We start from the raw sequence: 25,046 nt of genomic DNA, 5'->3' as shown, positions 1-25,046 counted from the left end.
GCCAAAGTCGCAACTTGACTGGCCTGCCCTGCTCCAGTCTATCGGTAGTGGGGCGGAAATCGGGTGGGGGCGGTCAGGCTGTGGATGGTTTGAGTGGTTGTGGACAGTGGCCGGACCAGGTCGCTGGTTGGCGGCGACGGGGTGGTCAGTGCAGGGCGCCGTTCAGGGCCTGGGCGCCTGCCGTCACGGACTGTGCGGCTGTGCGCCAGCGCACCGACACCGGGTGCTCGGTCAGCAACACCACCACGTACCGCCAGTGCGGGCCTACCAGTCCGGTGCTGTGCAGCACGATGTCCGTCGGGCAGTCCGACCATCCCTGTTTCACCGCCCACTGCCCGGACAGCCCATCGGGGATGCCGAAGTGCTGGTCGAACCCGTCGGCGGCGTGTCGGGGGGCGTCGGCGAGGGCGTTGACGATCAGGGTGCGGTCGGCGGCGGGGAGGTCGGTCAATACGTGCGTGTACACCCGGCCCATGTCGCGCGCGGTGAGCAGGACGTCGCCCCAGCGGCCGGGGGTGGCGGGTGGGCGGGTGCCGCTGAGGCCCAGGGCGCCCGCGGTCCGCGTGACCAGGGCCGAGCCGCCCGCACGGACCCACAGGTTGCTGGCTATCGCGTCGTCGGAGAGGGTCAGCATGGTGCGGATGCGCGCGCGGGTCTCGGTGTCGGCGCCCGTGCGCAGCACGTCGATCGCGATGAGCAGTTTCACCAGGGACGCGGACCGGAACTGCCGGTCGGCACCCTCGGCGACGATCTCGGTGCCCGTGTCGCGGTCGAGCACCAGCACACCCACGGTCGCCGACTGCTGCACGGCTCGCACGGCGGCTGTCAACGTGGCGGGTTGCCCGGATCCGTCCTTCCCCACGGGCGGCGCGGGCGGCTCGACGGGCACGGGGCGCTCAGCGGGCACGGGTGGCTCAGCGACAGGCTCCTCGACAGCAGCAACGGCAGGCTCCTCGACGGCAGGTGGCGCGGCGAGCACGAGTGCTCCGCGCGGTGTCGCCGCGCACCCGACGAGGACGACGGTGAACAGGATCGGCAGCAGGTTCCAACGGTGGCGCATGCCGTGGATACGGGCCGCGCGGAGTGGGAAGTTGACCCTCCCGGAGGGCAACTTCCCCACCCGCGACCGCGTCTACGCGGCAGGCGCTCCGCCGGTTGTCCCCGGCGCGCCGGTCGGTCAGACCTTGAGGTCTTTGCGCAGCTTGGCGACGTGCCCGGTGGCCCGCACGTTGTAGAGCGCGTGCGCGATCCGGCCATCGGGGTCGACCACGAACGTCGAGCGGATCACCCCGGTCACCGTCTTGCCGTACATGGTCTTCTCGCCGAACGCGGCCCACGCGGTCATCACGGCGCGGTCTGCGTCGGACAGCAGCGGGAAGGTCAGCCCCTCGGCGGCGACGAACTTCGCCAGCTTCGCGGGCTTGTCGGGGGAGATGCCGAGCACGGTGAACCCGGCGTCGTTCAGCTCGGCGAGGTTGTCGCGGAAGTCGCACGCCTGCTTGGTGCAGCCCGGTGTGGCCGCGGCGGGGTAGAAGTAGACGACCACGGACTTGCCGCGGTAGTCCGACAGGGACACCTCGGTGCCCTCGCTGTCCGGCAGGGTGAAATCGGGGGCCAGGTCGCCCGCGGACAGTCGCTTCAGCTCACTCATGCCGATGACGCTAGCGCCCCGCTACGCGGTCCCGTCGAACACGGTCACCAGGTTTCGCGCCGCCGGGTCCGGTTGGGCGCTGATCTGCACCGTCGCCTTGTCCGCGGGCATCGCGAACGCGATGGAGAACCGCACGCTCTGCCCGGGCGGCACGTCCGCCGCGCCGACCAGCCCGGCGTAGCCCTGGGTCGAGTCGATCACCTGCTGCGCGACGACGCCGTTGGCGCTCGCGGCCAGCGACAGCCCGGTCGGCCGGTACGCGGTGGCGCCGTCGTTCTCCACGGTGATCTCGAAGCCCAGCGCGCGCGGCGCGTCCGGGTAGGCCGACGCGGTCGGCACGAACGACTTGGGGGCCGAGATGGCGATGCTGAGCCCGTTGCCGAGCACCTTGCGCTCACCGCTGCGCGACAGCGTGCCGCCCGAGCGGGCCTTCTCGGCGACCGAGCCGGTCGTGGGCCGCTCGACCGGCGCCGAGTACGCCGGACCGCCGCCGCACCCGGCGAGCGACACCAGGAGCGCGCACGCGAGCGCCGTCAGCCCGACGACGGTCTTCACGGTCAGTCCACTTCCTTGCCTGGGGGGACGCGAGAGGAGTACAGGTCCACCATGTCCGTCCCGGGCGCCGCAGGCGACACTGGAAGGGGGCCCGAGTCGGAGCTGGTGTCGTGCTGTGGCCTATCCGTGACCAGCGATGCACTGGCGGTGACCGGGACCACTGCGACCGCGGTGCTCAGGAGGCAAGCGCGACGAACAGGACGAACAGGCCGACGGTGACCAGCCAGGCGGCGATCAGCCAGCCGAAGTCGCGCCACGGCGAGATGGCCTGGTTGTCCTCGCCGGGCACGTAGACTCCGCGCTCCTCGAACCGGTCCACCAGCCGCAGGAGCGCGGCGAGGGGTCGCGGCGCACGCATGTCCCCGATCGTGTCATGTCCGCCGATCAGGTGCGCGGGACGGGTCCGGTGGCGTAGTAGGTCTTGCAGACGCCGCCGTCGAGGTCGGTCGCCAGCTCCAGCACCCCGTCGGCGGTCGCCAGCAGCGACGGGCTGAAGTTGCGGCAGCCCTCGTTGTTCACCCCCGCCACCACGACCGGCGCCGGGATCTCGCGCCACCGCCCCGCCCCCTTGGCCTCGTTGACCAGGATGGTCCGCCCGTTGCCCGCGGCCAGGCTGCCGTCCGGCTCCACCAGCATCTCGCTGACCAGCAGCAACGTCCCCTGCGGCGTCACGGTCACGGTCGGCGTGTGCCGGGGGTAGCGGCCCGCGGTGGTGCGGACCTGGGTGCCGAGGTCGGTGGGGTCGCCGTAGTTCCAGCCGTCGACCGAGGTGCGGAAGTAGATGCCGCACAGCCGCAGCAGGTCGTTGTTGCACACCTCGTAGACCATGAAGTACGTGCCGTCGGGCAGCCGCCGCACGCCGATCATGCCGGGTCGGACCAGCCGGTCGGCGCTGGTCACGGTCTCGGTAGGGGCACTCCAGGTGCGGCCGTCGCGGGAGCGGACCTGGACGAGCTTCTGGTCGTGCGCGGCCTTGTCGGACTCGTCGGAGTAGAACGCCACCAGCGAGCCGTCCGCGGCGACCGACAGTTCGGGCTCCCAGGCGGTGTACTCGTTCGGCGACACCGCGATGTCGGACAGGTACGCCCAGGTGGCGCCCTTGTCGTCGCTGCGCCAGAGCCGCTGCCGCACCCGGCGCGCGTCGGAGGGGGTGTCGAAGCCCGCGGTGGTGGCCCACAGCAGCGTGCCCGCGGGCAGGGCGCCGACCCGGCGGGGTAGCTCGAACAGCGTGCCGCAGCACATCCCCGCGCCCGCGACGCCCGCCGGGTCGGCGATCACCGCGAGCCTGCGGAACGTCCGGCCGCTGTCGGTGCTGCGGTAGACCAGGCCGACGCTGTCGCCGCCTATGCGGCTGCCGATAGTGGCCAACACTGTGCCGTCGGCCAGCCGGATCACCCGCGGATAGCTGCTGCCGACGTCGTCGAGCAGCGTGCGGCCCGGCGCGGCCGCCGCGGGCGGGGTGATGAGCAGGATCAGCAGCAGCGCCACGAGGAGTCTCGCCATGTACTCCTGCCTAGGGCGGACGCCGGTCGGCGCGCAACCCCGGCCACCCGTTCGTGGCTACTTGCGCTGTCCCTTGGCGTGCCGGGCGAACGCGCGCTCCACCTCGCGCTGGGCGTCGCGGGTCGCCAGGTCGTTGCGCTTGTCCCAGGTCTTCTTGCCGCGCACCAGCCCGAGTTCGACCTTCACCCGCCCGTCGACGAAGTACATCGACAGCGGCACCAGCGACAGCCCGCTCTCCCGGACGCGGGCCTCCACCTTGTCGATCTCGCGGCGGTGCAGCAGCAGCTTGCGCACCCGCAGCGGGGGGTGGTTGGTCCAGGTGCCCAGCGCGTACTCCGCGATGTGCAGCCCGCGCAGCCACACCTCGCCCGCATCGATCGTGGCGAACGCGTCCACCAGCGACACCCGGCCCAGCCGCAGGCTCTTCACCTCCGTGCCGACGAGCACCAGACCGGCCTCGACGGTGTCGAGCACGCTGTAGTCGTGGCGGGCGCGCCGGTTCGTCGCGATCGTCTTGCGGCCCCGCTCCTGCGCCATGCGCCGACCTTACGGTGCGCGGGGCAGGCGGTGAGCCGGTCACCTCGGGTACCTGGCGCAGCGGGTAGGTCCGGTGCCGTCAGGTCGCGCCGCTGACCGTCGCCGTGAGTTGAGGCACTGATGTGACGGGTTGTCTCAGGATCGTCTTGAGCTTGGCGGGTGCTGTTCGACGTGCGTCGCTGAGGTAGACCTCGTGATGGTCACCGTTGAAGGTGAGGCCGTTCTCGGGGAGATAGTCGTTGTGGAGGCGATCCAGGGTGGGAGTCTCGTCGTCGTAGGAGCCGATGTGCAGGATCTGAACACAGGTCCCTTCGGTGAGGGTGAGCAGCCGGAGGTCGCCGAGTGCGGGGAGGTCCTTCTTCTTCGAGGCGCTGTCGACGGCGGCCTGGACCATATCTTCGGTGATCCAGGCAGGCTGGCTGATCATCATGGTCCACTCCCAGGTCTCCTTGCGCCGCGCGACGAACGCGGCTGGGTCGTCCGCCCGCCACAGCCCTTCCAACGGGCCGACCACGAAGTCCCGGCTGAGGGTTCTCTTGCTGGCGAACTTCAGCGCGTACGCCACCCCATAGAGGGCTTCGAGCGCGTTCGCATACGCCGGTGCGGTGTTCGGATCACCTCGGCCATCGACCGCGATGTACCGGAACTCGGGCACGTCGACGACGGTGAACTCTTTCGACGACGTGGCGTAGAGCCCTTTGTGGGCCTTCTTGATGTCGTACTTGTCCACTGCCATCCGTTTGCCATCCGTGCCGTTCTCGCCAGTATCCGATCGCGGGTATACACCCAGGTCAGGCTGGGGTGGTGGGGCCGGAGAGACTCGAACTCTCACTGGCACGGACCTAAACCGTGTGCCTCTGCCAATTGGGCTACGGCCCCCTGACCCGTCTCGCCGGGCTGTGTGGAGCCTATCTGCGTGGCCGGCGCGCGCGCTCGCAGGCCGGTGATCTACCGTTGTGCCGCCGACGGCTTGCTTCCTAGGAGGACACGTGGCCCGCGACCCCGACACCATCCAGCGTGAGATCGACCAGGCGCGCGACGCGCTGGCGGCGACGTTGGATCAGCTCGGCACGAAGGCCAGCCCCAAGCGGATGGTGGACAACGCCAAGTCGAGCGCGCGCTCGAAGCTCGACGAGCCCAAGGTCAAGTACGCGCTCATCGGCGTCGGTGTGCTGGTGGGGCTGCTGGTGATCCGCGGGATCTTCCGCTAGGCGCTGGGTCCGGCTAGGTCAGCGCCGCGGGCGGGGCCGACTGCGTCCTTGTCCGCGGCGGCTTCGGCGGCCGCGGCTATCGGTTCACGCTCGGGCCTGGCCAGTCGGGCGGTCATGTAGGCCGCGGTGAACCCCACCGCGTCGCCGTCGAGGGTGTGGACGACGGTGCGGTTCCGCTCGCCGGGCGCGAGTTGTTCGACGAGTTGGTCGGCGCGGTCGCGGGCCGCGATCAGGCCCGGCGCGGTCGCGGTCATCGTCTTGTCGCGGCAGGTCACCGCGACGGTCCAGTCGTCGCCGTCGGGTGTGTAGTTGGCCAGGATCGGCTCGAACATCGCTCGCGTCCCTCCGTTGGCTACCACGTGTGGTGCCGTGGCTGATCCCATTGGACGACATCGGGCGCGTCCGTGCAGCGGAAACCGACCTACCCGACGTCGAGGATCTTGCCGAGGCCGTGCCACAGCGTCGTCATCAGGTAGTCGGCTGCCTGCTCTGCGGTGACCGGGTCGTCGTCCTGGTTGACGTACCAGAGCGAGAGCCGCTCGCAGGCGCCGACGACGATCTGCGCGGCCGCCTCCAGATCGCGCCGCGACGCGTCGGGCATGAAGGTGGTGAACAGCGCGATGTCGATCTCCACCTGTTCCTGGCGGCCCGCCTCGATCTCGGCGGCGGCCTCCCGGCCCGCCACTGCGATCTCGTTGCGCAGCATCAGCGCCCACGAGCGCCGCCGCGAGTCGGTGAACTCGAAGAACGCGACCAGGCCGCGGCGCAGCGCCTCCTCGGCGGAGCGGGCGCCCACGACGGCTTCGGTGGCCACCTTCGCCAACTCGGCCCGCGCCTGCCGGATGCAGGCGACGAGCAGGCCCTCCTTGGAGCCGAAGTACTCGTAGATCATCGGCTTGGAGACCCCGCACCGCTCGGCGATCTCGTCCATCCCAGCGGCCAGGTAGCCCCGCTCGGCGAAGATCTCCTCGGCGACGGCCAGCATCTGCCGCTCGCGCTCGGCCCGCGGCATCCGTCGCCTGCGCACGACCTTGCCCTCGGTTGTGGTCACGAGATTGACTCTACCGCAAGTAACCTACTCCCGGTAAGGTAAACCGGGGCACACCAACGAGCAGGAGGAACGGGCAGATGGGCAAGCTCATCCACACCGGTGTGGTGGTCGTCGGTACCGGGTTCTCCGGCATGGGTATGGCAATCCAACTGCGCAAAGAGGGCCGCGAGGACTTCGTCGTGCTGGAGAAGGCCGCCGACTTCGGCGGCACCTGGCGCGACAACACCTACCCCGGCTGCGCCTGCGACATCCAGTCGCACATGTACTCGTTCTCCTTCGAGCAGAAGTCCGACTGGACCCGGTCCTACGCCCCGCAGGCGGAGATCTGGGACTACCTGCGCGGGGTCGCGGCCAAGTGGGGCCTGGCCCGCTACACCCGCTTCGGCGTGGAGGTCACCGGCGCGGCATGGGACGAGGAGGAGAACCGCTGGCACGTCGCCACCGGCACCGGCGACACCTACGTCGCGCGGTACCTGGTCGCGGGTATCGGCGCGCTGCACATCCCGTCGATCCCGCGGCTTCCCGGCATCGAGAAGTTCCAGGGCGCCACGTTCCACTCCGCCCGGTGGGACCACGACTACGACCTCACCGGCAAGCGCGTCGCGGTGATCGGCACGGGGGCCAGCGCGGTCCAGTTCGTGCCCCGGATCGCGCCGGAGGTCGCCGAGTTGACGCTGTTCCAGCGGACGCCGCCGTGGATCCTGCCCAAGCCCGACCACGCCATGGCGCCGTGGGCGCGGTCGCTGTTCGCCAAGGTCCCCGGCGCCCAGCGCGGCTACCGGCATCTGCTGTACTGGATCAACGAGGTGCGCGCGATCGGCTTCAACGGGCGCCCGGGCATCCTCAAGTTCGCCTCCAAGCTCGCGGCGAAGAACATCACCAAGTCTGTGCGGGACCGGGCGCTGGCCGCAAAGCTCACGCCCGACTACGTCATGGGCTGCAAGCGCGTGCTGGTGTCCAACGACTACTACCCGACGTTCAACCGGGACAACGTCCACCTCGACACCGACGGCGTCGCCGAGGTGCGCGCGCACAGCATCGTGGGCAACGACGGCCGCGAGCACGAGGTCGACGCGATCATCTACGGCACCGGCTTCCACGTCACCGACTCGTTCGACTACCTCGACATCACCGGCCGCGACGGGCTCGACCTGGCCAAGGAGTGGCGCGAGAACGGCATCAACACCCACATGGGGATCAACGTCGCGGGCTTCCCCAACCTGTTCTTCCTGCTCGGCCCGAACACCGGCCTCGGCCACAACTCCGTGGTCTTCATGATCGAGTCGCAGATCCGCTACGTCGCCGACGCGCTGCGCCTGGTCGACAAGCACGACGCCGACGCCATCGACGTGCGGCGCACCGCGCAGCAGCGGTTCAACACCGAGATCCAGCGCAAGCTCGCCGACGGCGTATGGACCCAGGGCGGCTGCACGAGCTGGTACCTGGACTCCCAGGGCGTCAACCGGACCATCTGGCCGGGCTTCACCTGGCGCTACTGGCTGCGGACCCGCAAGGTCGACGCGGCCGACTTCGAGCTGATCTCCCGCGCCCGCGAGCCGCAGCTCTCCGACAACTAGCGCTGACCAGGCCCGCCGCCCCTCGTGGCGGGCCTGGTCAGTCCTCCGTGGGGCGGCCCGCGCGCAGCCTGCCGATCAGGTCGACGGTCTCCAGCCCGCACAGCTCGGCCATCCGTTCCAGCGCGGCGATGTCGAGCCGTACCTCGGCCGGTCCCGCTCCCTGGTGCTCGGCGAGCCGCCCGGCCGCCCAGCGGCGCAGGGGTGCCATGTCGGGGCGCCGGTCGCGGGCGACGCTGCGCAGGTCGACCCGGACGCCGCCGACCGGGCGGTCGGTGAACACGCGGTCGTGCACGCGCGCGATCAGCTCGTGCGGCAGTTCGTCGAGGGCAAGACAGATCTCCACGAACCGCACCACGGAGCACTGCCGGGTACCCAGCTCGTAGGTGGCCAGGGTCTGCAGGGAGATGTCGCTCTGCAGCCTGCCGTTCAGCTCCCGACGCGTCCAGCCGCGCTGCTTGCGCAGGCGACGCAGCTCATCGCCCAGCACCCGCTGGTAGTTCTCGACATCGATCCGCACCGCTCGCCCTCCCTCATCGCCCTGGCACGCCAGGAGCTGACACGAGAGAAAGTCGCGAATGGCCGCGCCCTTACGCGACTGCGCGCAAGTTGGGCTGAATGGGTGATCGGATTGCTAGTTGACGCAGGCCGGTGTGGCGGCCTGGCGGGCCGCGGCGGGGGCGTTGAGCGACAGCAGGGGGTCGCCCGAGAGTCGCTGGCCGGACGGGGTGAAGTCCTTGCCGAGCAGGACCGTGACCTTGCCGCGGGTCAGGTTGGCGTCCGCCTCGACGGTGATGTCGCCGCCGAGGGCCTGGGCCACCGAGTCGGCGCCCGCCTGGTCGCCCTTGGCGTAGCGCACGACCGTCTTCTGTCGGGACGTGGCGTTGCCGGTCTCGCCGGTCTTGAAGCCCTGGCCCGCGAGGGTGTCGGCGACCTCGGCTGCCAGGCCCGTGCGGCCGGAGGCGTTGAGCACGGTCACCGTGGGCTTCGCGGCGGGGGCCGCGTCGGAGCCGGGGGCGCCGTTGCTGGGCGGGGTGCCGCCGAGCAGGCCCTGCACGAACGTGCGCACGGCGGCCGGGTCGACCTGCACGGCCTTGCCGTCGTTCGGGGTGTCGAGGTCGATGGTGCCGATCGGGATGGTCTGGAAGCTCACGTTGCCGCCGGTGAAACCCATCATCTGCTGGGCGAACTGCATGATGTTCCAGTCCTTGTCGAGCACGACGGACTTCTTGATCGCCTCCTGGAGTTGGCCGATCGTGCTCGACCCCGGGACCAGCAGGTCCCTGGAGAAGATCTTCTGCGCCATCCCGCTCATGAACACCTGCTGGCGCACGATGCGGTCGATGTCGCCGCCTGCCAGCCCGTGCCGCTGCCGCACGAACGCCAGCGCGGCGGCGCCCTGCAGGTTCTGCGGGCCCGCGGGGAAGTTCGCCCCGGAGAACGAGTCCCTGACCGCCTTGTTCAGGCAGACGTCGATGCCGCCGATGGCGTTGGTGATGTCGTAGAAGCCGAGCAGGTTCACCTCGGCGTAGTGGTCGATCTTGGCGCCGGTGAGCTTCTCCACGGTGCCGATGAGGTTCTTCGCGCCGTCCTGGTTGGACCGGACCTCAAGCTGCGCCCGGTCGGTGACGCCTTCCTTCTGCAGCCGCTCGCGGGCGGTGAGCTTGGCCCGGCCGTACGCTGAGTTGATCTTGTGTTTGCCGTAGCCCGGGATGTCCACATAGGAGTCGCGGGGCAGCGAGACGCCGACCGCCTTACCGCCGTCGTTCGGGATGCGGATCATGATCAGGGTGTCGGTGTTGATCTCGCCTTCGTCCTTGCCCGCGTTGAGCATCGCGAGCTGCTCCTTGGACAGCGAGTTGCCCTGCGCGTCGGTGCGGCTGTCCATGCCGACCATGAGGATGTCGACCGCGCCGTCCGCGGGCCGCTCGCCGCTGCCGGTGATGACGTCCGCGGTGGTCAGGTCGTCGGTGAAGCCGTTGGCGACCTGCCAGTAGTACCCGGTCGTCGCCAGCACCAGCGCCGAGATCACGGTGACCAGGATCTTGCTGCCGATCAGCCCGCCGCCGCGGCGCGGGGGCGGCGGCGGGACGCGGCGCGCGGCGGCCGGGCGCCGCGGCGACGGGGTGGCCCGGTCGGCGATGCGCTCGGTGCGCGCGGACGCGGAGACCCGGCCGGGAGCGGGGCGGGCGGTTCCGGCCGAGCTGCGCGCCGGAGCGGGCCTGCGTTCGCCCGCTCGGCTCTCTGACCTCGGCGGCCGGTACTCCACGCCTGCTCCTCCCTGTCGCCTGCGCATGAACGTGCACGTGCGGCCCACCAGTCCCCACGAACACTGAGACGTCAACGGGTGCCCAAAGGTTGTCCTTAGCGTGACATACCGTCGGAAGGCGCTCGCCACGGTAGTCCCCTTCCGGTCAGCCCCCCGCGCTCTCCGCGACCGGCCGCGGTGCCCCTGACCTGCGGAGCAGCCACGGCGCCTGGCGGGCGCAGGCGGCCGCGGCGACACCGGCGACGGCGATGGTGAGCCCGTGCACTGTGATCCCCGCCCCACTGACCGTCGTGATCATCGGCGGCACGCAGGCGACCGCCGCGAGCAGCCACGGCCCCGGCGTCGACGCCGTCCCGACCCGCACCGAGTGCAGCAGGTACCAGCCCAGCAGCAGGTGGATCAGGCTCGCCATCGGGTCCAGCGGGAGCCCGAGCAGCATCGGCGGCTCACGGGTGAAGCCGGTGACGGCGAACCCGAGGACGCCGACGGCGACGTAGCCGGTCCCCAGCGCGGCGGCGAGCACGTCCCACCGGGTGCCCCGCCCGTCGTCGGCGCGCCCGGCGCCCGGGTCGGCGGACGTGCGCCACTCGAACAGCAGGAACGCCAACGCCGTCGGCACGCCGAGCAGGGCAAGGGCGAGCACGTTGCTCGGCCGCGCCAGCCAGCTCACGGCGGTGATCGGCAGCCCGGCCGCCCCGACGAGCCCGGCCAGCACGAGCATCCCGCACAGGTACACCAGGTAGACCGTCATCGGCGCGGCCCGGACGAACCGCACCGCCCGGGCCGGGGTGCTCCGCGCGACCGCCCGTACCCCGGCCGACCGGGGCAGGGCCACCAGGCAGACCTGGGCGATGCCGATCAGCAGCACCCCGAGCGCCGATGGCACGAAGCTCGCGGTCCCGGCGGGCTCGGCGATCAGCAGCTTGGGCTGGCCGCCGACCGTGGTCAGCACCGTCAGGCAGGCCGACGCGCCCACGGCCGCCGCGACGAGCACCCGGGGCCGCGCCCGCCACAGGGTGCCGTCGGCGTAGAGGAACGCGAGCTGGCCGAACAGCAGCGCGGCCGCGATGCCGCCCGCGTGCGCCGCGACCGTGCCCGAGCCGAACAGGCCGAGGGCGACCACCGTCAGCGTCTGCGCGACCGGCGCGGCCACGGGCGCGCGCTCGTGCAGCCAGTGCAGGACCGGTGTCGCGCCGACGACGAGCAGGTAGAGCCCGAGCAGCCACAGCGGCTGCACCACGAGCCTGCCGACGGCGGCCACCGCCGCGTCCGGCGCGTCGAGCAGGTCGAGCGAGAGCGGCACCACCAGCCACGCGGTCACGAACGCCAGCACCGGCCGGATCAGCCAGCACACCCGGCCTGCCAGGTAGCCGCCGTAGCCGGTGCCCGCCTCCCGCGCCGCCCGCCAGGCCAGCAGGTTCGAGTGTCCGCCCGCGAAGAAGAACAAGGGCACGAGCTGTAGCGCCCAGGTCAGCGGCCAGAGCGCTGCCACGGGCACGGACAGCAGCGGCGCGAAGGCCAGCACCGACTCGGCTACCACGATGCCGGTAAGGCTCACCAGGCGCAGGAAGCCGAGGTAGCCCGCGCGGTCGCCCTCGGCTTCGCTCAGGTCCGCGGTCCCGCGGGGGACGCCTGTGCGCCGCCGGGCGAACGCGGGCACCCGCACGGCCAGCAGCACGACGACCACCAACAGCGCCACCGTCCAGGTCGCGATGGGCTCCGAGCGCGGCGGCCCCCAGCGCTGGTGCCACGAGTTGGCCACCAGACCCGCCGAGTACAGCGACGCGACCGTGCGGCAGGTGCCCGGCGATCCCCGCGGGTTCAGCTCGCACTGGGCGTGCATGTCGCGGGAGAGCTGCTCGTCGAGCCTGCGCCGCGGCTCGGCGCCCAGCGGCTCGCCCTTGGCCGAGGCGTAGCGCAGCAGGTCGTAGCCGAGGTCGTGCGCCTTGCAGCCGACCGAGTAGTCCCACCGGGTGTCGTCGTCGCCCCACGGCGTCGAGCAGCCGCCGTCGACGTGCACCGCGCGGGTGGTGCCGTCCGGGGCGGGCAAGCGGTCCGGGACCACGCCGGTGACGTGGGTGAAGTCGGCGGGCAGGGCGGCGATCGGGTCGCGGCCGGAAGTCGGCGCCAGCAGCGCCTCGATGGCCTGCGCGGCGCGCGCGACGTCGCCGGTCGGCTGGTGTTCGGGTGGGGCGGGGGAGCGCGAGGCGACGACACCGTAGCCCGCGGCGGCCAGCACGACCAGCAGCAGCCAGCCGAGCCTGCCGCGCAGCCGAGTGCGGGCCCGCCCGTCGGCCGGGTCCGCGTCCTGCCGCGCGCGCTCGGTCATGACCGGACGGCGATCACCCGTTGTGTGTCCCCCACCTGGGCAGGTTACCGGTGCCGACCGGCAGACGTGGCACGGCGCACCCCCAGGGCGCCGCGCCACACCACCCCCCACCGCAGACGCTACGGACCGGTCCTGGCAACCGACCTGTACTCGCGCGCAGCCCCGCACGGTCGCCGGGTAACGTCTCCCACCAGGGCGAATGGTTCGACTGGATGGACTACGATGGGGTCACCGGCAATTGGATACCGGTAATGCGGCAAGTCCCGGGCCGCACGAAGGGGCGACGATGGGCGAGGAACTGCCGGAAACCTTCGGCGAGATCCTCCGCACGCAGCGGCTGCGGGCCCGGCTCACCCAGCAGCAGCTGGCCGACCGTTCCGGCATCAGCGTGCGCGCCCTGCGCTACATCGAGCGCGGCACCGTCGGCAGGCCCCGGCCCGACTCGGTGCGCAAACTCGCCGCCGCGGTCGGGGTGTCGCCGGACGACCTCGTGCACCGCGCCGTCGCGATCCCGGCGCGCGTACCGCAGCTCCGGGTCGGCGTGCTCGGTCCGTTCACCGTCGCGCACGGCGACCGCGAGGTCGAGGTCGGCGCGCTCAAGCAGCGGTCCCTGCTCGCCCTGCTCACCCTGCGCGCCAACGGGCCGGTGCGCCGCGAGGAGATCGTGGACGTGCTCTGGGGCGACCGGCCGCCCGCGAGCTGCCTCGGCCTGGTGCACACCTACGCGTCCCGGTTGCGCCGGGCGCTGCTGTCGGCGAGCAGACGGCACTCCGGGGTGATCACCTCCGTGCCCGGCGGCTACCAGCTCGTCGTCCGCCCCGACCAGGTCGACCTGCTGCGCTTCGACGACCTCACCGCCCGCGCGCACGCCCTGCGCGCCGACGACCCGGCCACCGCGGCCGACCTGCTGGAGCAGGCGCTGGCGTGCTGGCGCGGCCCGGTCCTGGCCGACCTGTCGTCCCGGCTGCGCCAGCACCCGGCCGCGGTCGCGCTGGCCGCCCGCAGGCGCGACGCGGCCCTGTCGCACGCCGACATCGCGCTCGGCCTCGGCGGGCACGAGCGGGTGGTGTCCCGTACGCGCCCGCTGGCGCACGACGAGCCGCTGCACGAGGGCCTGCACGCCCGGCTGATGCTGGGCCTCGCGGGCACCGGGGAGCAGGCCGCCGCGCTGGCGGTGTTCGCCGACATCCGCGCGCGGCTGGACGAGGAGCTGGGCGTCGAGCCCGGCCAGGAGATCCGCGCCGCCCACCTGCGGGTGCTGCGCGACCGCCCGGCCGCCCCCGCGACCGACCCGGCGCCGTACCGGCCGCCCGCGCAGCTCCCGGCCGAGACGCCGGGCTTCGTCGGCCGCGCCGCCCCGCTGGCCCGGCTCGACGAGCTGCTCGCCGAGGTCGACGGGCACGCGGGCGCCGTGGTCGTCGCGGTGTCCGGCAGCGCGGGCGTGGGCAAGACAGCGCTCGCCGTGCGCTGGGCGCACCGGGTGCGCGACCGGTTCCCCGACGGCCAGCTCAGCGTCAACCTCCGGGGCTACGCCGCGAGCAGGCCACCGACCACGCACGAGGTGCTGGTGCGGCTACTGCACGCGCTGGGCGTCTCACCCGAGCGGGTGCCCGCCGACGCCGACGAGGCCGCCGGGCTCTACCGCACCATGCTCACCGACAAGCGCGTGTTCGTGCTGCTCGACAACGCGGCCACCGCCGAGGAGGTCCGCCCGCTGCTGCCCGGGTCGCCGGGCTGCTTCGTGCTGGTCACCAGCCGCGACCGGCTCACCGGGCTGACCGCGCGCGACGGCGCCCACCAGCTTCCGCTCGACATGCTCGACCCGGCCGAGTCGGTCGACCTGCTCGGCAGGCTGGTCGGCGTCGGGCGCACCCGGCGCGAGGCCCAGGCGGTCGCCGAGATGGCCGACACCTGCGCCCACCTGCCGCTGGCGCTGCGCATCGCGGGGGCCAACCTGGCCATCCGGCCGCTGATCAGCGTCGCCGACTACACCCGCGAACTGCGCGACCGCGGCCGGATCGCCGGGCTGGCCGTCGCGGGCGACGAGTCCGGTGCCGTGCGCGCCGCGTTCGACCTGTCCTACGACAAGCTGGGACCCGCGGGCCGCAGGCTGTTCCGGCTGCTCGGCGTGGTCCCCGGCGCCGACATCGATCGGGCCGCGGCCGCCGCGCTGATCGGCGCGCCGGTCGAGGAGGCCGCGCGGCTGCTGCGCGCGCTCGACCACGGCAACCTGATCCGCGAGCACACGCCCGGCCGCTTCACCATCCACGACCTGCTGCGCGAGTACGCCTCCAGCCGCGCGGGCCGCGACGGCGCGCGCGACGAGCGCACCGACGCGGTGGTGCGGCTGTTCGACCACTACCTGGGCGCCGTCCGCGCCCACAGTGCCCTGCTGTGGCAGGTCGGCCCGGCGCCCGACGCCGACCCCGGTGCCGAGCAGGCCGCCATCACCTGGCTGGACGACGAGCGCGCGAACCTGGTGGCCGCCGCGCTGGCCGCGCCGAGTCTGGGGCTGCCCGGCTTCGCGTGGCGCTTCGCCGAGGCCCTGCGCGGCTACTTCGGCAACCGCGGCCACGGCGCCGACGGGATCGCGGTCTGCACCGCCGCGCTGGCCGCGGCCCGCGGCGCGGGCGACGTCGACGCGGAAGCCTCCGTGCACGACCTGCTCGGGGTGATCCACTGCAACCTGAGCGACTACGGCGCCGCCGTGGAGCACCACCGCTGGGCGCTCGAACTCAGCCGCGGCACCGGCAACCGCGTTGTCGAGGCCGCCGCCCTGCACAACCTCGGCCGGGCGCACTCGCAGCTCGGCCAGCCCGCGCAGGCGTCCTCGTTCTACGAGGAGGCGCTGGTCATCAACCGGGCCATCGGCAACCGGCGCGGCGAGGCGGCCGCGCTGAACTACATCGGTGTCGCCGCGCTGTCGCTGGGCAGGCCGGAGACCGCGGTCATGCGGCACACCGCTGCCCTGGAGCTGAGTACCCGCATCGGCCACCGGCAGGTGCAGGCCGCCGCCGCGCAGGGCCTCGGCCTGGCCCACTGGGCTCGTGGCGACCTGCGCCGCGCCGCCGACTGCTACCGCGACGCGCTGGCCGTCTGCCGTCGCTACGGCTTCCGGCACGGCGAGGTGAGCATGCTCATCTGCCTGGCCGAGACCGGACTCGACCTCGGCACCTTCGCCGAGGCCGCCGCACAGGTGCGCCAGGCCGTCGAGCTGGGCAGACAGCTCGGCGAGCGCAGGCACGAGGTCAGCGGCCTGGACATCCTCGCAGGCATCCAGCAGCGCACGGGCGAGTGGTCATCGGCGGCCGAGCACTACACCCGCGCGCTCGGCCTGGCCCGCGAGATCCGCTTCGGCTTCGGCGAGGCGTCCGTGCTCACCGGGCTGTGCGCGCTGCACCGCCGCGTCGGCGACCCGGCCGCCGCCATCGAGCACGGCCTGCGCGCCCTCGCCCTGATGCGCGACACCGGGATGCGGTTGCTGGAGGGCCGCGTGCTCACCGAACTGGCCCACGCCTACCTCGACGCGGGCGACCCGGAAGGCGCCGGCGACCACGCCGAGCGGGGCCTCGCGGTCACCGGCCAGTCCGGTCAGCGGCTGGCGCGGGCGCGGGTGCTGCACGTGCGGGCCCTGGTCCGGCAGGGATCGGGCGACATGCCGGGCGCGGTCGCCGACTGGCGGGCGGCGCTGGCGGTGTTCGACGACCTGGCCGTGCCGGAGGAAGCCCACGTGCGGGCGCTGCTGGCGGCGTTCGCGGGCTAGATGTACCGCACTAGGCGCTCTGGGTGCGTGCGGGAGTGGGCGAGTCGACCGGCGTCGCCGGGGTCGGGTCGGTCCGGCCCAGGCGGGACCAGGCGACGCTGACCGGGACCGCGATAAGCACGCCGAGCACCCCGGCCAGCGCGATGGTGTTCGCCGACGACCCGATGAGCTCGGCCACCGCGCCGCCCGCGGCCACGCCGAGGCCCTGCGCGACCCGCAGGCCGGTGCGCGCGGCGCCGAAGGCACCGCCGCGGATCTCGTTCGGGACGATCGTGTTGAACACGCCCATGACGGTGATCTGGTAGGCGCCCACCGCGCCCGACAGCGCCAGCAGCACCAGCGCGAACACCAGCGTCGGCTTGAGCACGAACAGGATCAGCACCGCCAGCGACGCGGTGGCCAACACGCCGATGAGCCGCGCCCGCAGCCGCACCGGCACGAAGTGCGAGATCAGGAAGGTGCCCACGATGAACCCGAACGGGTCGGCCGCGAGCAGCAGCCCCACCCCATGCGCCGGGGCGCCGATCTCCTGGGCCAGCGGCGCGGCCAGCCCCTCGGGGATCACCGCGAGCCCGACAAGCCAGGACAGCGTCAGCAGCACCCGCAGCTTGCGGTCGCGGAACACCCACTTGGCGCCGTCGAGCCAGCCGGCGTCCTTGCTGCCCGCGGGCGGGCGGTTGCGCACGCTGCGGGCCACCGCCACGGTCGCCAGGACGAACGTCGCCGCGTCGATGGCCAGCGCCCACGACGTGCCGATCGCGCCGACCAGCAGGCCGCCGCCGCCGAGGCCGAGCAGCATCATGGTGTTGGTGGTGATGCCGCGCAGGTCCTGGCTGCGCAGGTAGAGCGCGTCGTCGGTGAAGACCTCGCGGGTGGTGGCGTTCTGCGCGGCCACCGCGGGCGACTGCACCAGCGGAACCCCGATGACCAGCAGGAACAGCACCGGCAGCGGCAAGTGGGGGATGGCCATCACGCCGACCAGCACCGCCTGCAGCGCCGAGCACACGACCATCACCGTGCGCCGCCGGTAGCGGTCCGCCAGATGCGACAGGCCCAGCCCGCCCGCGAGCGCGGGCAGGAAGGTGAGCGCGTAGATGCCCGCGGCCCAGAACGCCGAGCCGGTGCGGTCGTAGACCAGGATCGCCAGCGCGACGCGAGTGAGCTGGTCGCCCGCGACCGAGGCGGCCTCGGCGTACCACAGCGCGCGGAACTCGCGGTTGGCGAGGACCGCGGACATGCGTGGCGTCTGATGGCCCAACGGTCACCTCCTCGCTGCCGCTCGGTCATCACGGTGTTGCTCAGAGTACCGGCAGGACGTGCGCCGATCGGCATCGGTCGAGCCTGGTCACCCCGCACGACGCGACGATGCCGCCGCCCGGCGCACCGGGTGCGATCGGTCGCCGCGTATCCCCGGGCTGAACGGCCCACAGCGCTCGGCGCAGCTACCGACCGCTCGAAGAGGACGGGTCCGCGACGGTGGGCTGTTGCCCAACACTGGCCGCAGTCGGTGGCGGTCCAACGGGGAGGGAAAGACAGAGTGAGTGCAGTGGACGGCAGGGCGATCGTGGTGACGGGCGCCGGACGGGGACTCGGGGCGGCGTTCGCGGCCGATCTCGCCGGGGCGGGCGCGGCGGTGGTGGTCAACGACGTCGACGCGGCGGCGGCCGACGCGGTGGCCGCCGAGATCCGCACGGCGGGCGGCTGCGCGGTGGCCGACCCGCACACCGTGGCCGACCCGGAGCAGGCGGCGGCGATCGTCGAACGGTGTGTCGCCGAGTTCGGCGCCATCGACGGCCTGGTGAACAACGCGGGCCTCACCTACGAGGCCATGCCCTGGGAGGACGACCCGGTGCGGGCCCGCGCGGTGGTCGAGGTCAACGTGCTCGGCGTCGTCTACACCGGCCTGGCCGCGATCCGGCACATGCGCGCGGCCGGCCGGGGCTCGATCGTGAACGTGTCCTCGGGCGCGGCGCTCGGCCAGCGGACCATCGGGGTGTACGCGGCGAGCAAGGGGGCGGTGGCCTCGCTGACCTACTCGTGGGCCCTCGACCTGGAGGACTCGGGCATCCGGGTGAACGCGATCTGCCCCAAGGCGTACACCCGGATGGTGTCGGGCTCGGCGCGGGCCAGCAGGCACACGCCGCCGGAGCACACCCCGGACCGGGTGGCGCCGCTGGTGCGGTTCCTGGTGAGCGACCGGGCCGCGGGGATCACCGGGCAGCTCGTCCGGTGCACGGGCTCCGAGCTGCACATCGTGGGCCAGCCGTACTTCAAGGCGCCTATCCTGCGGCGCGAGTCGTGGGACGTCGACAGCGTGGAGCGGGCCTTCGTCGAGGTTTTCGGCGCTCACCTGGAACCTTTCGGCCTGGAGAAGCGTCTTCCCTCGCGATTGCGGAAGTGGCTGGGTCCGGCGCGGTCCGCCTGAGTGAGCCCGATCACGTTGCGTCGGGTCGATTCAGACGATCACGCTGCGCCCAGGCTCGGCGGCTCGGGGCGTCGTCCGGCCTGGTCGCGGGGTTGCGGCGTCATGGAGTCGGCGCGAACGCGTCCAGGAGAACAGATCCTCCGACGTCGTCGGTTCGGTGGCGCTGTGCTCCATTCGGGCGCTGCTTGGCGTAGTGGGGTCACTACTGTCGGCGCAAGCCGTAACGTGGAGTCGGTGGGCGGCGAGCCGTCGTGTGGATACGTGATACGCGGCTGCCGGCACCGACGATGTTACGGAGGAAGGGTCGTTGACCCGGAAACTTGTCGGGTGTGGAGGCTTCGGCCCGGCACCCGATGGCATCGGCGAGCGGAGAGGGGAGGGGGAAGCAGAGTTGGGTTTCACCGAGCGCGGGGACGCACGGAAAGCACCTCTGGATCTGGGCCGCGGCCTGCCGGAGGGTTCGTGCGCCGCGCTCACCACTCGCGGTTGCTCATCGGAGTCTCCTGTGGTCGAAGGGATCGGCGGGGGCGACGGTGGTGGCGGGTTCACCATTCGCGATTGCGCATGTGACGCTCCTGAACTCGTGGCGGACGGTGTGGCTGTCGAGGTCCCCAGTCGCGTCGCGAACGCTTCCTCGGTCGATCCGGTCGCGCTGATCGTCAGCTCGGCATGCGACACACCTCCTGCGCGCGCGACCGCCGACGCGGGGCTCGCCGGTCGCGCCGACGCTCGCCCGGACTCCGGGCAGGGCGCGGCGGACGGCGGGGACCCTCATCGTCGGGACATGGGATGGCTCCGGTCACGGCTAAGTGTGACGGACTCGCTGCGCAGGGAACACCCTTCATCCAATTTGGTGCTTTCAGTGCGCGGTTGGGGACTTTGGACCCTTCCCAGCCGGGCGTTGCGCTATGTACTCGGGGTCGAGGTCGTCGCCCTGCTCGCCATGGTGGCCGCGGTGATCACCGACTCGGCCGCCGTCCCGGCCGACTGGCGCCGCGTCGGTCTGCTCGTTGTCGCGGGGGCGGTGCACCTGTGGCTTTCGCGCCGCACGGAGGAGACGCGCCGCGACGGTGGTCCCGGCCCGCACATGGACACCACCGTGGTCTGGACGCTGCCCGCGATGGTGCTGCTGCCCGCGTGGCTGGCCGTGGCGTCGATGCTGCTGCTGCGGGTGCAGCTCTACCCGGTCGCGCGGCGTCCGCTGTACCGATACACCTTCAGCACGGCGGGCATCCTGCTGGCCGGTCTCGCGTCACTCGCCGTCATCAGGCTCTCCGGGATCGATTTCGACCGGGCGTTCGGCGTGCGGGAAGCGCTGGTCCTGGTCGCCGCCGGCACGGTGTACTTCCTGGTCAGCGCGGTCGTCGTGGCTGGAGTCATCACGCTGTCCACCCCGCAGCCGACCTGGGCCATGGCGGTCGGCAGCCGCCGCGACAACGGCATGGCCGCGATGACGATGTGCCTTGGCGCGGTGGCGGTCATCGCGCTGCTGCAGACCTGGCTGGCGCCGCTGTTCCTGGTGCCGCTGCTGTGCGCGCTCGACTGGGGCGCCCTGCAGATCGAGAACCTGCGCGGCGACGCCCGTACCGACCACAAGACCCAGCTCCTCAACAGTCGCGGCTGGCACGAGCAGGCGTCCCGCGAGATCGTCCGCGCCCGCCGTAGGAACTCGACGTTCGCCGTCGCCGTCCTCGACCTGGACTACTTCAAGCAGGTGAACGACACCTGGGGTCACCCGGCGGGCGACGCGGTGCTACGGGCCGTGGGCAGTGTCCTGCGCGAGACCACGCGCGAGGGTGACATCGTCGGCCGCTTCGGCGGCGAGGAGTTCGTGCTACTGCTGCCCGACACCGACGCCGAGCAGGCCACGCTGGTCGCCGAGCGCGTCCGCCAGGGTGTCGCCGAGATGCACGTCGCGGCCACCGACAAGCGCGGCCAGCCGGTGCTCATCGCCGACCGCACCACCTCGATCGGCGTGGCCGCCGGTCCGGGTGGCACCGCCGAGTTGGAGACCCTGCTCCGCTCGGCCGACGCCGCGGTCTACGAGGCGAAGAACGCGGGTCGCAACCGGGTCCGCATGTTCGACCCGGCCGGGGCCTGACGCCCGCTACACCGCCTGCTCGTACCGCTCCACGCCGAAGGTCGGGAACCGCTCCAGGAACGCCGTGTACCGCGGGCTGCGCGCGATGATGTCCAGGTACGCGGCGCTCGCGAGCTTGATCAACTGGTCGGAGAAGGCAGCCGTCGGGCTCTCCGGGTGCCACCCGACCAGGTTGCGCCACCGCAGCGGATTGCCCGCGATCGGCACCGCGACGATGCCCGGCATCCGCCGGAACATCGGCTGGCACAGCACCACCGCGTCACCGGACTCCACCAGGTCGATGCAGCTCACCACGTCGGTCTCGTAGAGGGTGCGCGGGGTGAACCCGGCCCGGGCGCAGGCGGCGGCGAAGCAGTCGGCGAAACACCCGTCCCCCGGCGTCGCGCCCCAGTGCACGTCCGCGAGATCGGCCAACTCGACCGCGTCGCTGTCGGCGAACGGGTGCTGGTCGGACAGCAGCACGAACACCGGGTCGGTGGCGAGCGTGCGCCAGGTCAGCCCCGGCCGCGCGGGCGGTGGCGCGTCACCGCAGACACCCACGAGCGTGTAGTCGACGCGGCCCTCCGCGACCATCGCCGCCAAGTCTTCGGACGACCAGGACACGTGCGGGGTGACCTGGAGGTCCGGGTAGGCGGCGGTGAGCTGGTGGACGAGGCCGCCGAGCACCGGCCCGGTCGCCGACCCCAGCCGCAGCCGGGTCGGTGTGTCACCGGGCCGGGCGGCGCTGTTGGCGAGCCGGGCGGCCTCCTCGCGCAGTCCAGAGACCGCGGGCAGCAGCAGGCGCGCCCGGGACAGCACGAGTTCGCCCAACGGGGTCGGCCGGGCGCCGCGTCGGTCGCGCTCGAACAGCGGCCCGCCGAGGGCGCGCTCGATCCGGTGCAGCTGGGCGGTCAGCGCGGGCTGCGCGAGGCCGAGCGTGGCTGCCGCCCTGGTGATGCTCCCCGCCTCGGCGATGGCGCAGATGATCTTGAAGTGGCGCAGCTCCAGCTCCATGCCGCAAAGCTAGTGGGCCGGGTCGGAAGTTCGTAGCGTTGTCGGTTGTCTGCGAGCTCAGGGCCTTCTCCCCCAAGTAAAGTCGAACGCCGGCCGTGCCGTGACGGGGTTGGGGTGGGGGGCCTGGTTGTTTTGTCGCATCAGGGGGAGCACGGGTGGTGTGGCGTGCGGGTCCGGGTGACAATGCCGCGTGGGCACACAGAGGCGCCGGGTCCGCCGTACCAGGGTCGGCCTCGCCGCGCTCGCGGTCGGTGCGGCGGTGGCCTCGCTCGTGCTCGCGCCGCTGAGTCGGGTCGATGGCACCGCGGTCGCCCGCGCGAGTGGCCCGGCGCCGACCTACGTTCCGGCCGCGGGTGCCTCGCTCACGCCGCGGCCGTGTGCGGCGCGCATTCTGACCCTGACCCCCCGGCAGCGGCTGGCGCAGCTTGTCGTCGTCGGTGTCGACCCCTCCGGGCCCGCCGCGGCGCTGCGGGTGGTGCGGGCTGAGCAGGTGGGCGGGATTTTCCTCGGCGGCACCGCCACCGCGCTGCTCGTCGACGGCGGACTTGCCGCGATCACGGCCGAGTCGCGGTTGCCGCTCACGGTCGCGGTGGACGACGAGGGTGGGCGCGTGCAGCGCCTCGACGCGCTCGACGGTGATCTGCCGAGTGCGCGGACGATGGCCGCCACGCTGACCGAGGACCAGGTGCGCGACCTCGCCCGGGTCCGCGCCAACCAACTGCGCGCCCGTGGCGTCACCCTCGACTTCGCGCCCGTGGTCGACCTCACCGACCAGCGGGACGGGGTCATCGGTGATCGGTCGTTCGGCGCCGACCCGGAGGTCGCGGGCCGGTACGCGGGCGCGTTCGCGGCGGGGCTGCGCGAGGGTGGACTGCTGCCGGTGCTCAAGCACTTCCCCGGCCACGGCCGCGCTACCGGCGACTCGCACAAGGCGGCGGTCCGCACCCCCGGCATCGCCGACCTGCGCGAACTCGACCTCCGGCCCTACCGCGACCTCCCGCGCGCGGGGCCGGTCGCGGTGATGTTCGGGCATCTCGACGTGCCCGGTCTGACCGACGGGCTGCCCGCGTCCCTGCACGCGGGCGCGTACCGCCTGCTGCGCGAGGAACTCCGCTTCGACGGCCTCACCGTGACCGACGACCTCGGTGGCATGCGCGCGGTGTCCGACCGCTACGACCTGCCCGAGGCGGTGCTGCTCGCGCTGCGCGCGGGCGTCGACGTGCCGTTCTGGGCGTCGGGGGAGCGGCTGCCCGAGGTGCTGGACCGGCTCGAACTGGCGCTGCGCACCGGCGAGTTGACCGAGCGCCGGGTCACCGACGCGCTGGAGCGGGTGTTGGCAGCCAAATCCGCCTGCTGAGGCCGCAACGCGGGCCACCCCCCGTCCGGGGTGGCCCGCGCCGCAGGCGGCGATCAGGCTAGAACTGGAGGCTCCAGCTGTTGATCGTGCCCGTGTCCTGGCTGGCCACGTCGCGCACGCGCAGCTTCCACGTGCCGTTCGCGGCCTCGGACGAGGCGTTCACGGTGTAGGTCGCCGAGACGTTGTCGGCGGAGTCGCTGCCGGAGGAGTTCTTCAACCGGTAGAGGCTGCCGTCCGGCGCGACCAGGTCGATCTGCAGGTCGCCGCGGTAGGTGTGCCGGATGTCGACGGCCACCTGCAGCCCGGCGGGCGCGTTGCCGCTGACGCCGGACACGGTGATCGGACTGTCCACGGTGGCCAGATCGGGAATCGCGATGTCGGTCTGGTTCTCGAACCGCGGGCCGGGCGGGATGCCGCCGGTGCCCGACAGCTTCCAGATGGTGACCGCGATGGCGTCGGTGTTGCGGTCGAGCGCCGTCACGTTGACGTTGGTCGTGCGGTCGCAGGAGCGGTGGTAGCAGGCGTCGAACGCGGTTCCCGCGGTGCCGCCCCACTTCTGCGCCTGGGCGCTGGACTTGCCGACCTCGGCGCCGGTGAACAGCCCGCCGATCGGGATGCCCGCCCGGGCGAACGCGGCGTGGTCGGAGCGTCCGCCGACCGAGGTCTCCTCGGTCGGCACCCCGATCGTCACGAAGTGCTCCTCCAGCGCGCGCTGCAGTTCCAGCGAACCAGCGGGCTGGCCGTCGGCGTCGTAGACGAAGTAGCCCGGGTTGGGCGAGCCGATCATGTCGAAGTTCAGGTATCCCTTGATCTTCGCCTTCTCCGCGGTGGGCAGGCTGTTGACGTAGTTCGTCGAACCGACCAGGCCCAACTCCTCCGCGCCCCACCAGCCGCAGCGCAAGTGCTTGGTGGGCTGGAGATTCTGGCTCGACACGGTGAGCGCGACCTCCAGCAGTCCGGCCGAGCCGGTGCCGTTGTCGTTGATGCCGGGGCCCGCGGTGACGCTGTCGAGGTGCGCTCCTGCCATGAGCACACTGTTCGGGTCACCGCCGGGGTAGTCGGCGATCAGGTTGTAGCCGGTGGCGCCGTTGTAGGTGAACGTCTTGACCGAGGTCACCCAACCCGCGGTGTCGAGCTTCCCCTTGACGTAGTTGATCGACGCCAGGAACCCGGCCCGACCGTGCGCGCGGTTGCCGCCGTTGTTGGTCGCGATCGTCTGCAGTTGGTTCAGGTGCGCCTGCACATTGGCGACCGGGATGTCCGGCGCCACCGCGGTCGGGGCCGCGTTCGCCAGAGGGACGACGAGCAGGGCACCCGTCAGGGCCAAGCCCGCCGCGAGCGGCAGGATCGTGGATCTTCTGGACATGGTTGCTGCCTCCAGCAGGGTTAGGGGACAACCATGTGGATCATTTCGCACCTCTTGTGCACTCAAAAGCCCTGGTTATTGCCTTTATTGCCAGATACGCATACGAGCCACGACGATGCGCGCGAACCGTCGTCGGCGACCTGGGCCGCTCCGCGCGGGACGGGGTACCGTTCAGCAGCGCGCGGTCCAGCCGGTCACCTGGTCGACACCTGCGTCGCGTTTGTCCACTTCGGACTAGGCCGTGTCTCAAAGTCGTAGCCACTCGTTGATCGTGGCGATGTGGACCGTGGCCTCGTAGCGGACGGCGAGTTTGTCGTACCTGGTGGCGACGGCACGGTTGCGTTTGAGCCGGTTGATCCCG

21 protein-coding genes and 1 tRNA gene are annotated in these 25,046 nt (G+C 72.2%); 6 read left to right on the top strand and 16 right to left on the bottom strand.

Annotation, left to right across the window (positions count from 1 at the left end):
- Positions 1-145: 145 nt before the first annotated feature.
- The 8 genes from ACT4N7_RS05485 to ACT4N7_RS05450 form a co-directional block, all read right to left on the bottom strand.
- On the bottom strand, positions 146-1,060 hold the full coding sequence (locus tag ACT4N7_RS05485; RefSeq protein WP_444827479.1) for a hypothetical protein: 915 nt from the start codon (positions 1,058-1,060) through the stop codon (positions 146-148).
- 117 nt (positions 1,061-1,177) lie between these two features.
- Positions 1,178-1,651, bottom strand: a complete 474-nt coding sequence (bcp, locus tag ACT4N7_RS05480) for a thioredoxin-dependent thiol peroxidase (RefSeq protein ID WP_444827478.1) — start codon at positions 1,649-1,651, stop codon at positions 1,178-1,180.
- A gap of 21 nt (positions 1,652-1,672) precedes the next feature.
- Positions 1,673-2,206, bottom strand: a complete 534-nt coding sequence (locus ACT4N7_RS05475; RefSeq protein ID WP_444827477.1) for a hypothetical protein — start codon at positions 2,204-2,206, stop codon at positions 1,673-1,675.
- A gap of 175 nt (positions 2,207-2,381) precedes the next feature.
- Positions 2,382-2,564, bottom strand: a complete 183-nt coding sequence (locus tag ACT4N7_RS05470; protein ID WP_444827476.1) for a hypothetical protein — start codon at positions 2,562-2,564, stop codon at positions 2,382-2,384.
- A 26-nt stretch (positions 2,565-2,590) separates the two neighbouring features.
- Positions 2,591-3,709 (bottom strand): exo-alpha-sialidase, encoded by a 1,119-nt coding sequence (locus ACT4N7_RS05465; RefSeq protein WP_444827475.1) that lies wholly within the window; start codon positions 3,707-3,709, stop codon positions 2,591-2,593.
- Positions 3,710-3,766: 57 nt separating this feature from the next.
- Positions 3,767-4,246, bottom strand: a complete 480-nt coding sequence (gene smpB / locus ACT4N7_RS05460; protein WP_444827474.1) for an SsrA-binding protein SmpB — start codon at positions 4,244-4,246, stop codon at positions 3,767-3,769.
- Positions 4,247-4,325: 79 nt separating this feature from the next.
- Entirely contained in the window at positions 4,326-4,982 is a 657-nt protein-coding gene (locus ACT4N7_RS05455; RefSeq protein ID WP_444827473.1) for a GyrI-like domain-containing protein, read from the bottom strand.
- A gap of 66 nt (positions 4,983-5,048) precedes the next feature.
- Positions 5,049-5,125: transfer RNA gene (locus ACT4N7_RS05450), tRNA-Leu, on the bottom strand.
- 110 nt (positions 5,126-5,235) lie between these two features.
- Between ACT4N7_RS05450 and ACT4N7_RS05445 the strand changes: the two genes are divergently transcribed.
- On the top strand, positions 5,236-5,457 hold the full coding sequence (locus ACT4N7_RS05445; RefSeq protein WP_444827472.1) for a DUF3618 domain-containing protein: 222 nt from the start codon (positions 5,236-5,238) through the stop codon (positions 5,455-5,457).
- On the opposite strand, the gene ACT4N7_RS05440 is transcribed toward ACT4N7_RS05445, so the two are convergent.
- Both ACT4N7_RS05440 and ACT4N7_RS05435 read right to left on the bottom strand, forming a co-directional pair.
- Entirely contained in the window at positions 5,454-5,789 is a 336-nt protein-coding gene (locus tag ACT4N7_RS05440; RefSeq protein ID WP_444827471.1) for a hypothetical protein, read from the bottom strand. The two genes, ACT4N7_RS05445 and ACT4N7_RS05440, sit on opposite strands and share 4 nt — an antisense overlap.
- Before the next feature lie 89 nt (positions 5,790-5,878).
- The gene (locus ACT4N7_RS05435) at positions 5,879-6,469 is read right to left on the bottom strand and encodes a TetR/AcrR family transcriptional regulator (protein WP_444827524.1); all 591 of its coding nucleotides are present in this window, start codon (positions 6,467-6,469) and stop codon (positions 5,879-5,881) included.
- A 116-nt stretch (positions 6,470-6,585) separates the two neighbouring features.
- Here ACT4N7_RS05435 and ACT4N7_RS05430 point away from each other — a divergent pair, with 116 nt between their 5' ends.
- Positions 6,586-8,085, top strand: coding sequence for a flavin-containing monooxygenase (locus ACT4N7_RS05430; RefSeq protein ID WP_444827470.1), 1,500 nt, complete (start codon positions 6,586-6,588; stop codon positions 8,083-8,085).
- 37 nt (positions 8,086-8,122) lie between these two features.
- Here the strand turns inward: ACT4N7_RS05430 and ACT4N7_RS05425 are convergent, their stop codons facing one another.
- The 3 genes from ACT4N7_RS05425 to ACT4N7_RS05415 form a co-directional block, all read right to left on the bottom strand.
- Positions 8,123-8,602: a helix-turn-helix domain-containing protein gene (locus tag ACT4N7_RS05425; protein WP_444827469.1), complete on the bottom strand. Its 480-nt coding sequence runs from the start codon at positions 8,600-8,602 to the stop codon at positions 8,123-8,125.
- A gap of 114 nt (positions 8,603-8,716) precedes the next feature.
- On the bottom strand, positions 8,717-10,351 hold the full coding sequence (locus tag ACT4N7_RS05420) for an LCP family protein (RefSeq protein WP_444827468.1): 1,635 nt from the start codon (positions 10,349-10,351) through the stop codon (positions 8,717-8,719).
- A gap of 145 nt (positions 10,352-10,496) precedes the next feature.
- A complete protein-coding gene (locus ACT4N7_RS05415) occupies positions 10,497-12,680 on the bottom strand; it encodes a phospholipase A2 (protein ID WP_444827467.1) in 2,184 nt (727 codons plus the stop codon).
- Between the two features lie 286 nt (positions 12,681-12,966).
- Here ACT4N7_RS05415 and ACT4N7_RS05410 point away from each other — a divergent pair, with 286 nt between their 5' ends.
- Entirely contained in the window at positions 12,967-16,443 is a 3,477-nt protein-coding gene (locus ACT4N7_RS05410) for a tetratricopeptide repeat protein (RefSeq protein WP_444827466.1), read from the top strand.
- A gap of 10 nt (positions 16,444-16,453) precedes the next feature.
- Here ACT4N7_RS05410 and ACT4N7_RS05405 read toward each other — a convergent pair whose 3' ends face one another.
- The gene (locus tag ACT4N7_RS05405) at positions 16,454-17,680 is read right to left on the bottom strand and encodes an MFS transporter (RefSeq protein WP_444827465.1); all 1,227 of its coding nucleotides are present in this window, start codon (positions 17,678-17,680) and stop codon (positions 16,454-16,456) included.
- 300 nt (positions 17,681-17,980) lie between these two features.
- On the opposite strand from ACT4N7_RS05405, the gene ACT4N7_RS05400 reads away from it, so the two are divergent.
- Both ACT4N7_RS05400 and ACT4N7_RS05395 read left to right on the top strand, forming a co-directional pair.
- Positions 17,981-18,868 carry an SDR family NAD(P)-dependent oxidoreductase gene (locus ACT4N7_RS05400; RefSeq protein WP_444827464.1) on the top strand — a complete coding sequence of 296 codons (888 nt, stop codon included), beginning with the start codon at positions 17,981-17,983 and terminating at the stop codon, positions 18,866-18,868.
- A gap of 901 nt (positions 18,869-19,769) precedes the next feature.
- Positions 19,770-20,969: a diguanylate cyclase gene (locus ACT4N7_RS05395; RefSeq protein WP_444827463.1), complete on the top strand. Its 1,200-nt coding sequence runs from the start codon at positions 19,770-19,772 to the stop codon at positions 20,967-20,969.
- 6 nt (positions 20,970-20,975) lie between these two features.
- Here ACT4N7_RS05395 and ACT4N7_RS05390 read toward each other — a convergent pair whose 3' ends face one another.
- Positions 20,976-21,962, bottom strand: a complete 987-nt coding sequence (locus ACT4N7_RS05390) for a LysR substrate-binding domain-containing protein (RefSeq protein WP_444827462.1) — start codon at positions 21,960-21,962, stop codon at positions 20,976-20,978.
- Between the two features lie 190 nt (positions 21,963-22,152).
- Here ACT4N7_RS05390 and ACT4N7_RS05385 point away from each other — a divergent pair, with 190 nt between their 5' ends.
- Complete coding sequence (locus ACT4N7_RS05385; protein WP_444827461.1) at positions 22,153-23,319, top strand: glycoside hydrolase family 3 N-terminal domain-containing protein; 1,167 nt, start codon at positions 22,153-22,155, stop codon at positions 23,317-23,319.
- Between the two features lie 58 nt (positions 23,320-23,377).
- On the opposite strand, the gene ACT4N7_RS05380 is transcribed toward ACT4N7_RS05385, so the two are convergent.
- Positions 23,378-24,685 (bottom strand): M28 family metallopeptidase, encoded by a 1,308-nt coding sequence (locus ACT4N7_RS05380; RefSeq protein ID WP_444827460.1) that lies wholly within the window; start codon positions 24,683-24,685, stop codon positions 23,378-23,380.
- Between the last annotated feature and the right edge of the window lie 361 nt (positions 24,686-25,046).

The sequence above is a fragment of the Actinokineospora sp. genome, assembly GCF_052390155.1.
Lineage (GTDB): Bacteria > Actinomycetota > Actinomycetes > Mycobacteriales > Pseudonocardiaceae > Actinokineospora.
This window is presented reverse-complemented; position numbering and strand designations above follow the sequence as displayed.

Excerpts from the sequence above, each read along its gene's own strand:
- ACT4N7_RS05485 (WP_444827479.1), bottom strand. The coding sequence starts at position 1,060 with ATGCGCCACCGTTGGAACCTGCTGCCGATCCTGTTCACCGTCGTCCTC.
- bcp (WP_444827478.1), bottom strand. The coding sequence starts at position 1,651 with ATGAGTGAGCTGAAGCGACTGTCCGCGGGCGACCTGGCCCCCGATTTC.
- ACT4N7_RS05470 (WP_444827476.1), bottom strand. The coding sequence starts at position 2,564 with ATGCGTGCGCCGCGACCCCTCGCCGCGCTCCTGCGGCTGGTGGACCGG.
- ACT4N7_RS05465 (WP_444827475.1), bottom strand. The coding sequence starts at position 3,709 with ATGGCGAGACTCCTCGTGGCGCTGCTGCTGATCCTGCTCATCACCCCG.
- smpB (WP_444827474.1), bottom strand. The coding sequence starts at position 4,246 with ATGGCGCAGGAGCGGGGCCGCAAGACGATCGCGACGAACCGGCGCGCC.
- ACT4N7_RS05455 (WP_444827473.1), bottom strand. The coding sequence starts at position 4,982 with ATGGCAGTGGACAAGTACGACATCAAGAAGGCCCACAAAGGGCTCTAC.
- ACT4N7_RS05440 (WP_444827471.1), bottom strand. The coding sequence starts at position 5,789 with ATGTTCGAGCCGATCCTGGCCAACTACACACCCGACGGCGACGACTGG.
- ACT4N7_RS05435 (WP_444827524.1), bottom strand. The coding sequence starts at position 6,469 with ATGCCGCGGGCCGAGCGCGAGCGGCAGATGCTGGCCGTCGCCGAGGAG.
- ACT4N7_RS05430 (WP_444827470.1), top strand. The coding sequence starts at position 6,586 with ATGGGCAAGCTCATCCACACCGGTGTGGTGGTCGTCGGTACCGGGTTC.
- ACT4N7_RS05415 (WP_444827467.1), bottom strand. The coding sequence starts at position 12,680 with ATGACCGAGCGCGCGCGGCAGGACGCGGACCCGGCCGACGGGCGGGCC.
- ACT4N7_RS05410 (WP_444827466.1), top strand. The coding sequence starts at position 12,967 with ATGGGCGAGGAACTGCCGGAAACCTTCGGCGAGATCCTCCGCACGCAG.
- ACT4N7_RS05405 (WP_444827465.1), bottom strand. The coding sequence starts at position 17,680 with ATGTCCGCGGTCCTCGCCAACCGCGAGTTCCGCGCGCTGTGGTACGCC.
- ACT4N7_RS05390 (WP_444827462.1), bottom strand. The coding sequence starts at position 21,962 with ATGGAGCTGGAGCTGCGCCACTTCAAGATCATCTGCGCCATCGCCGAG.
- ACT4N7_RS05380 (WP_444827460.1), bottom strand. The coding sequence starts at position 24,685 with ATGTCCAGAAGATCCACGATCCTGCCGCTCGCGGCGGGCTTGGCCCTG.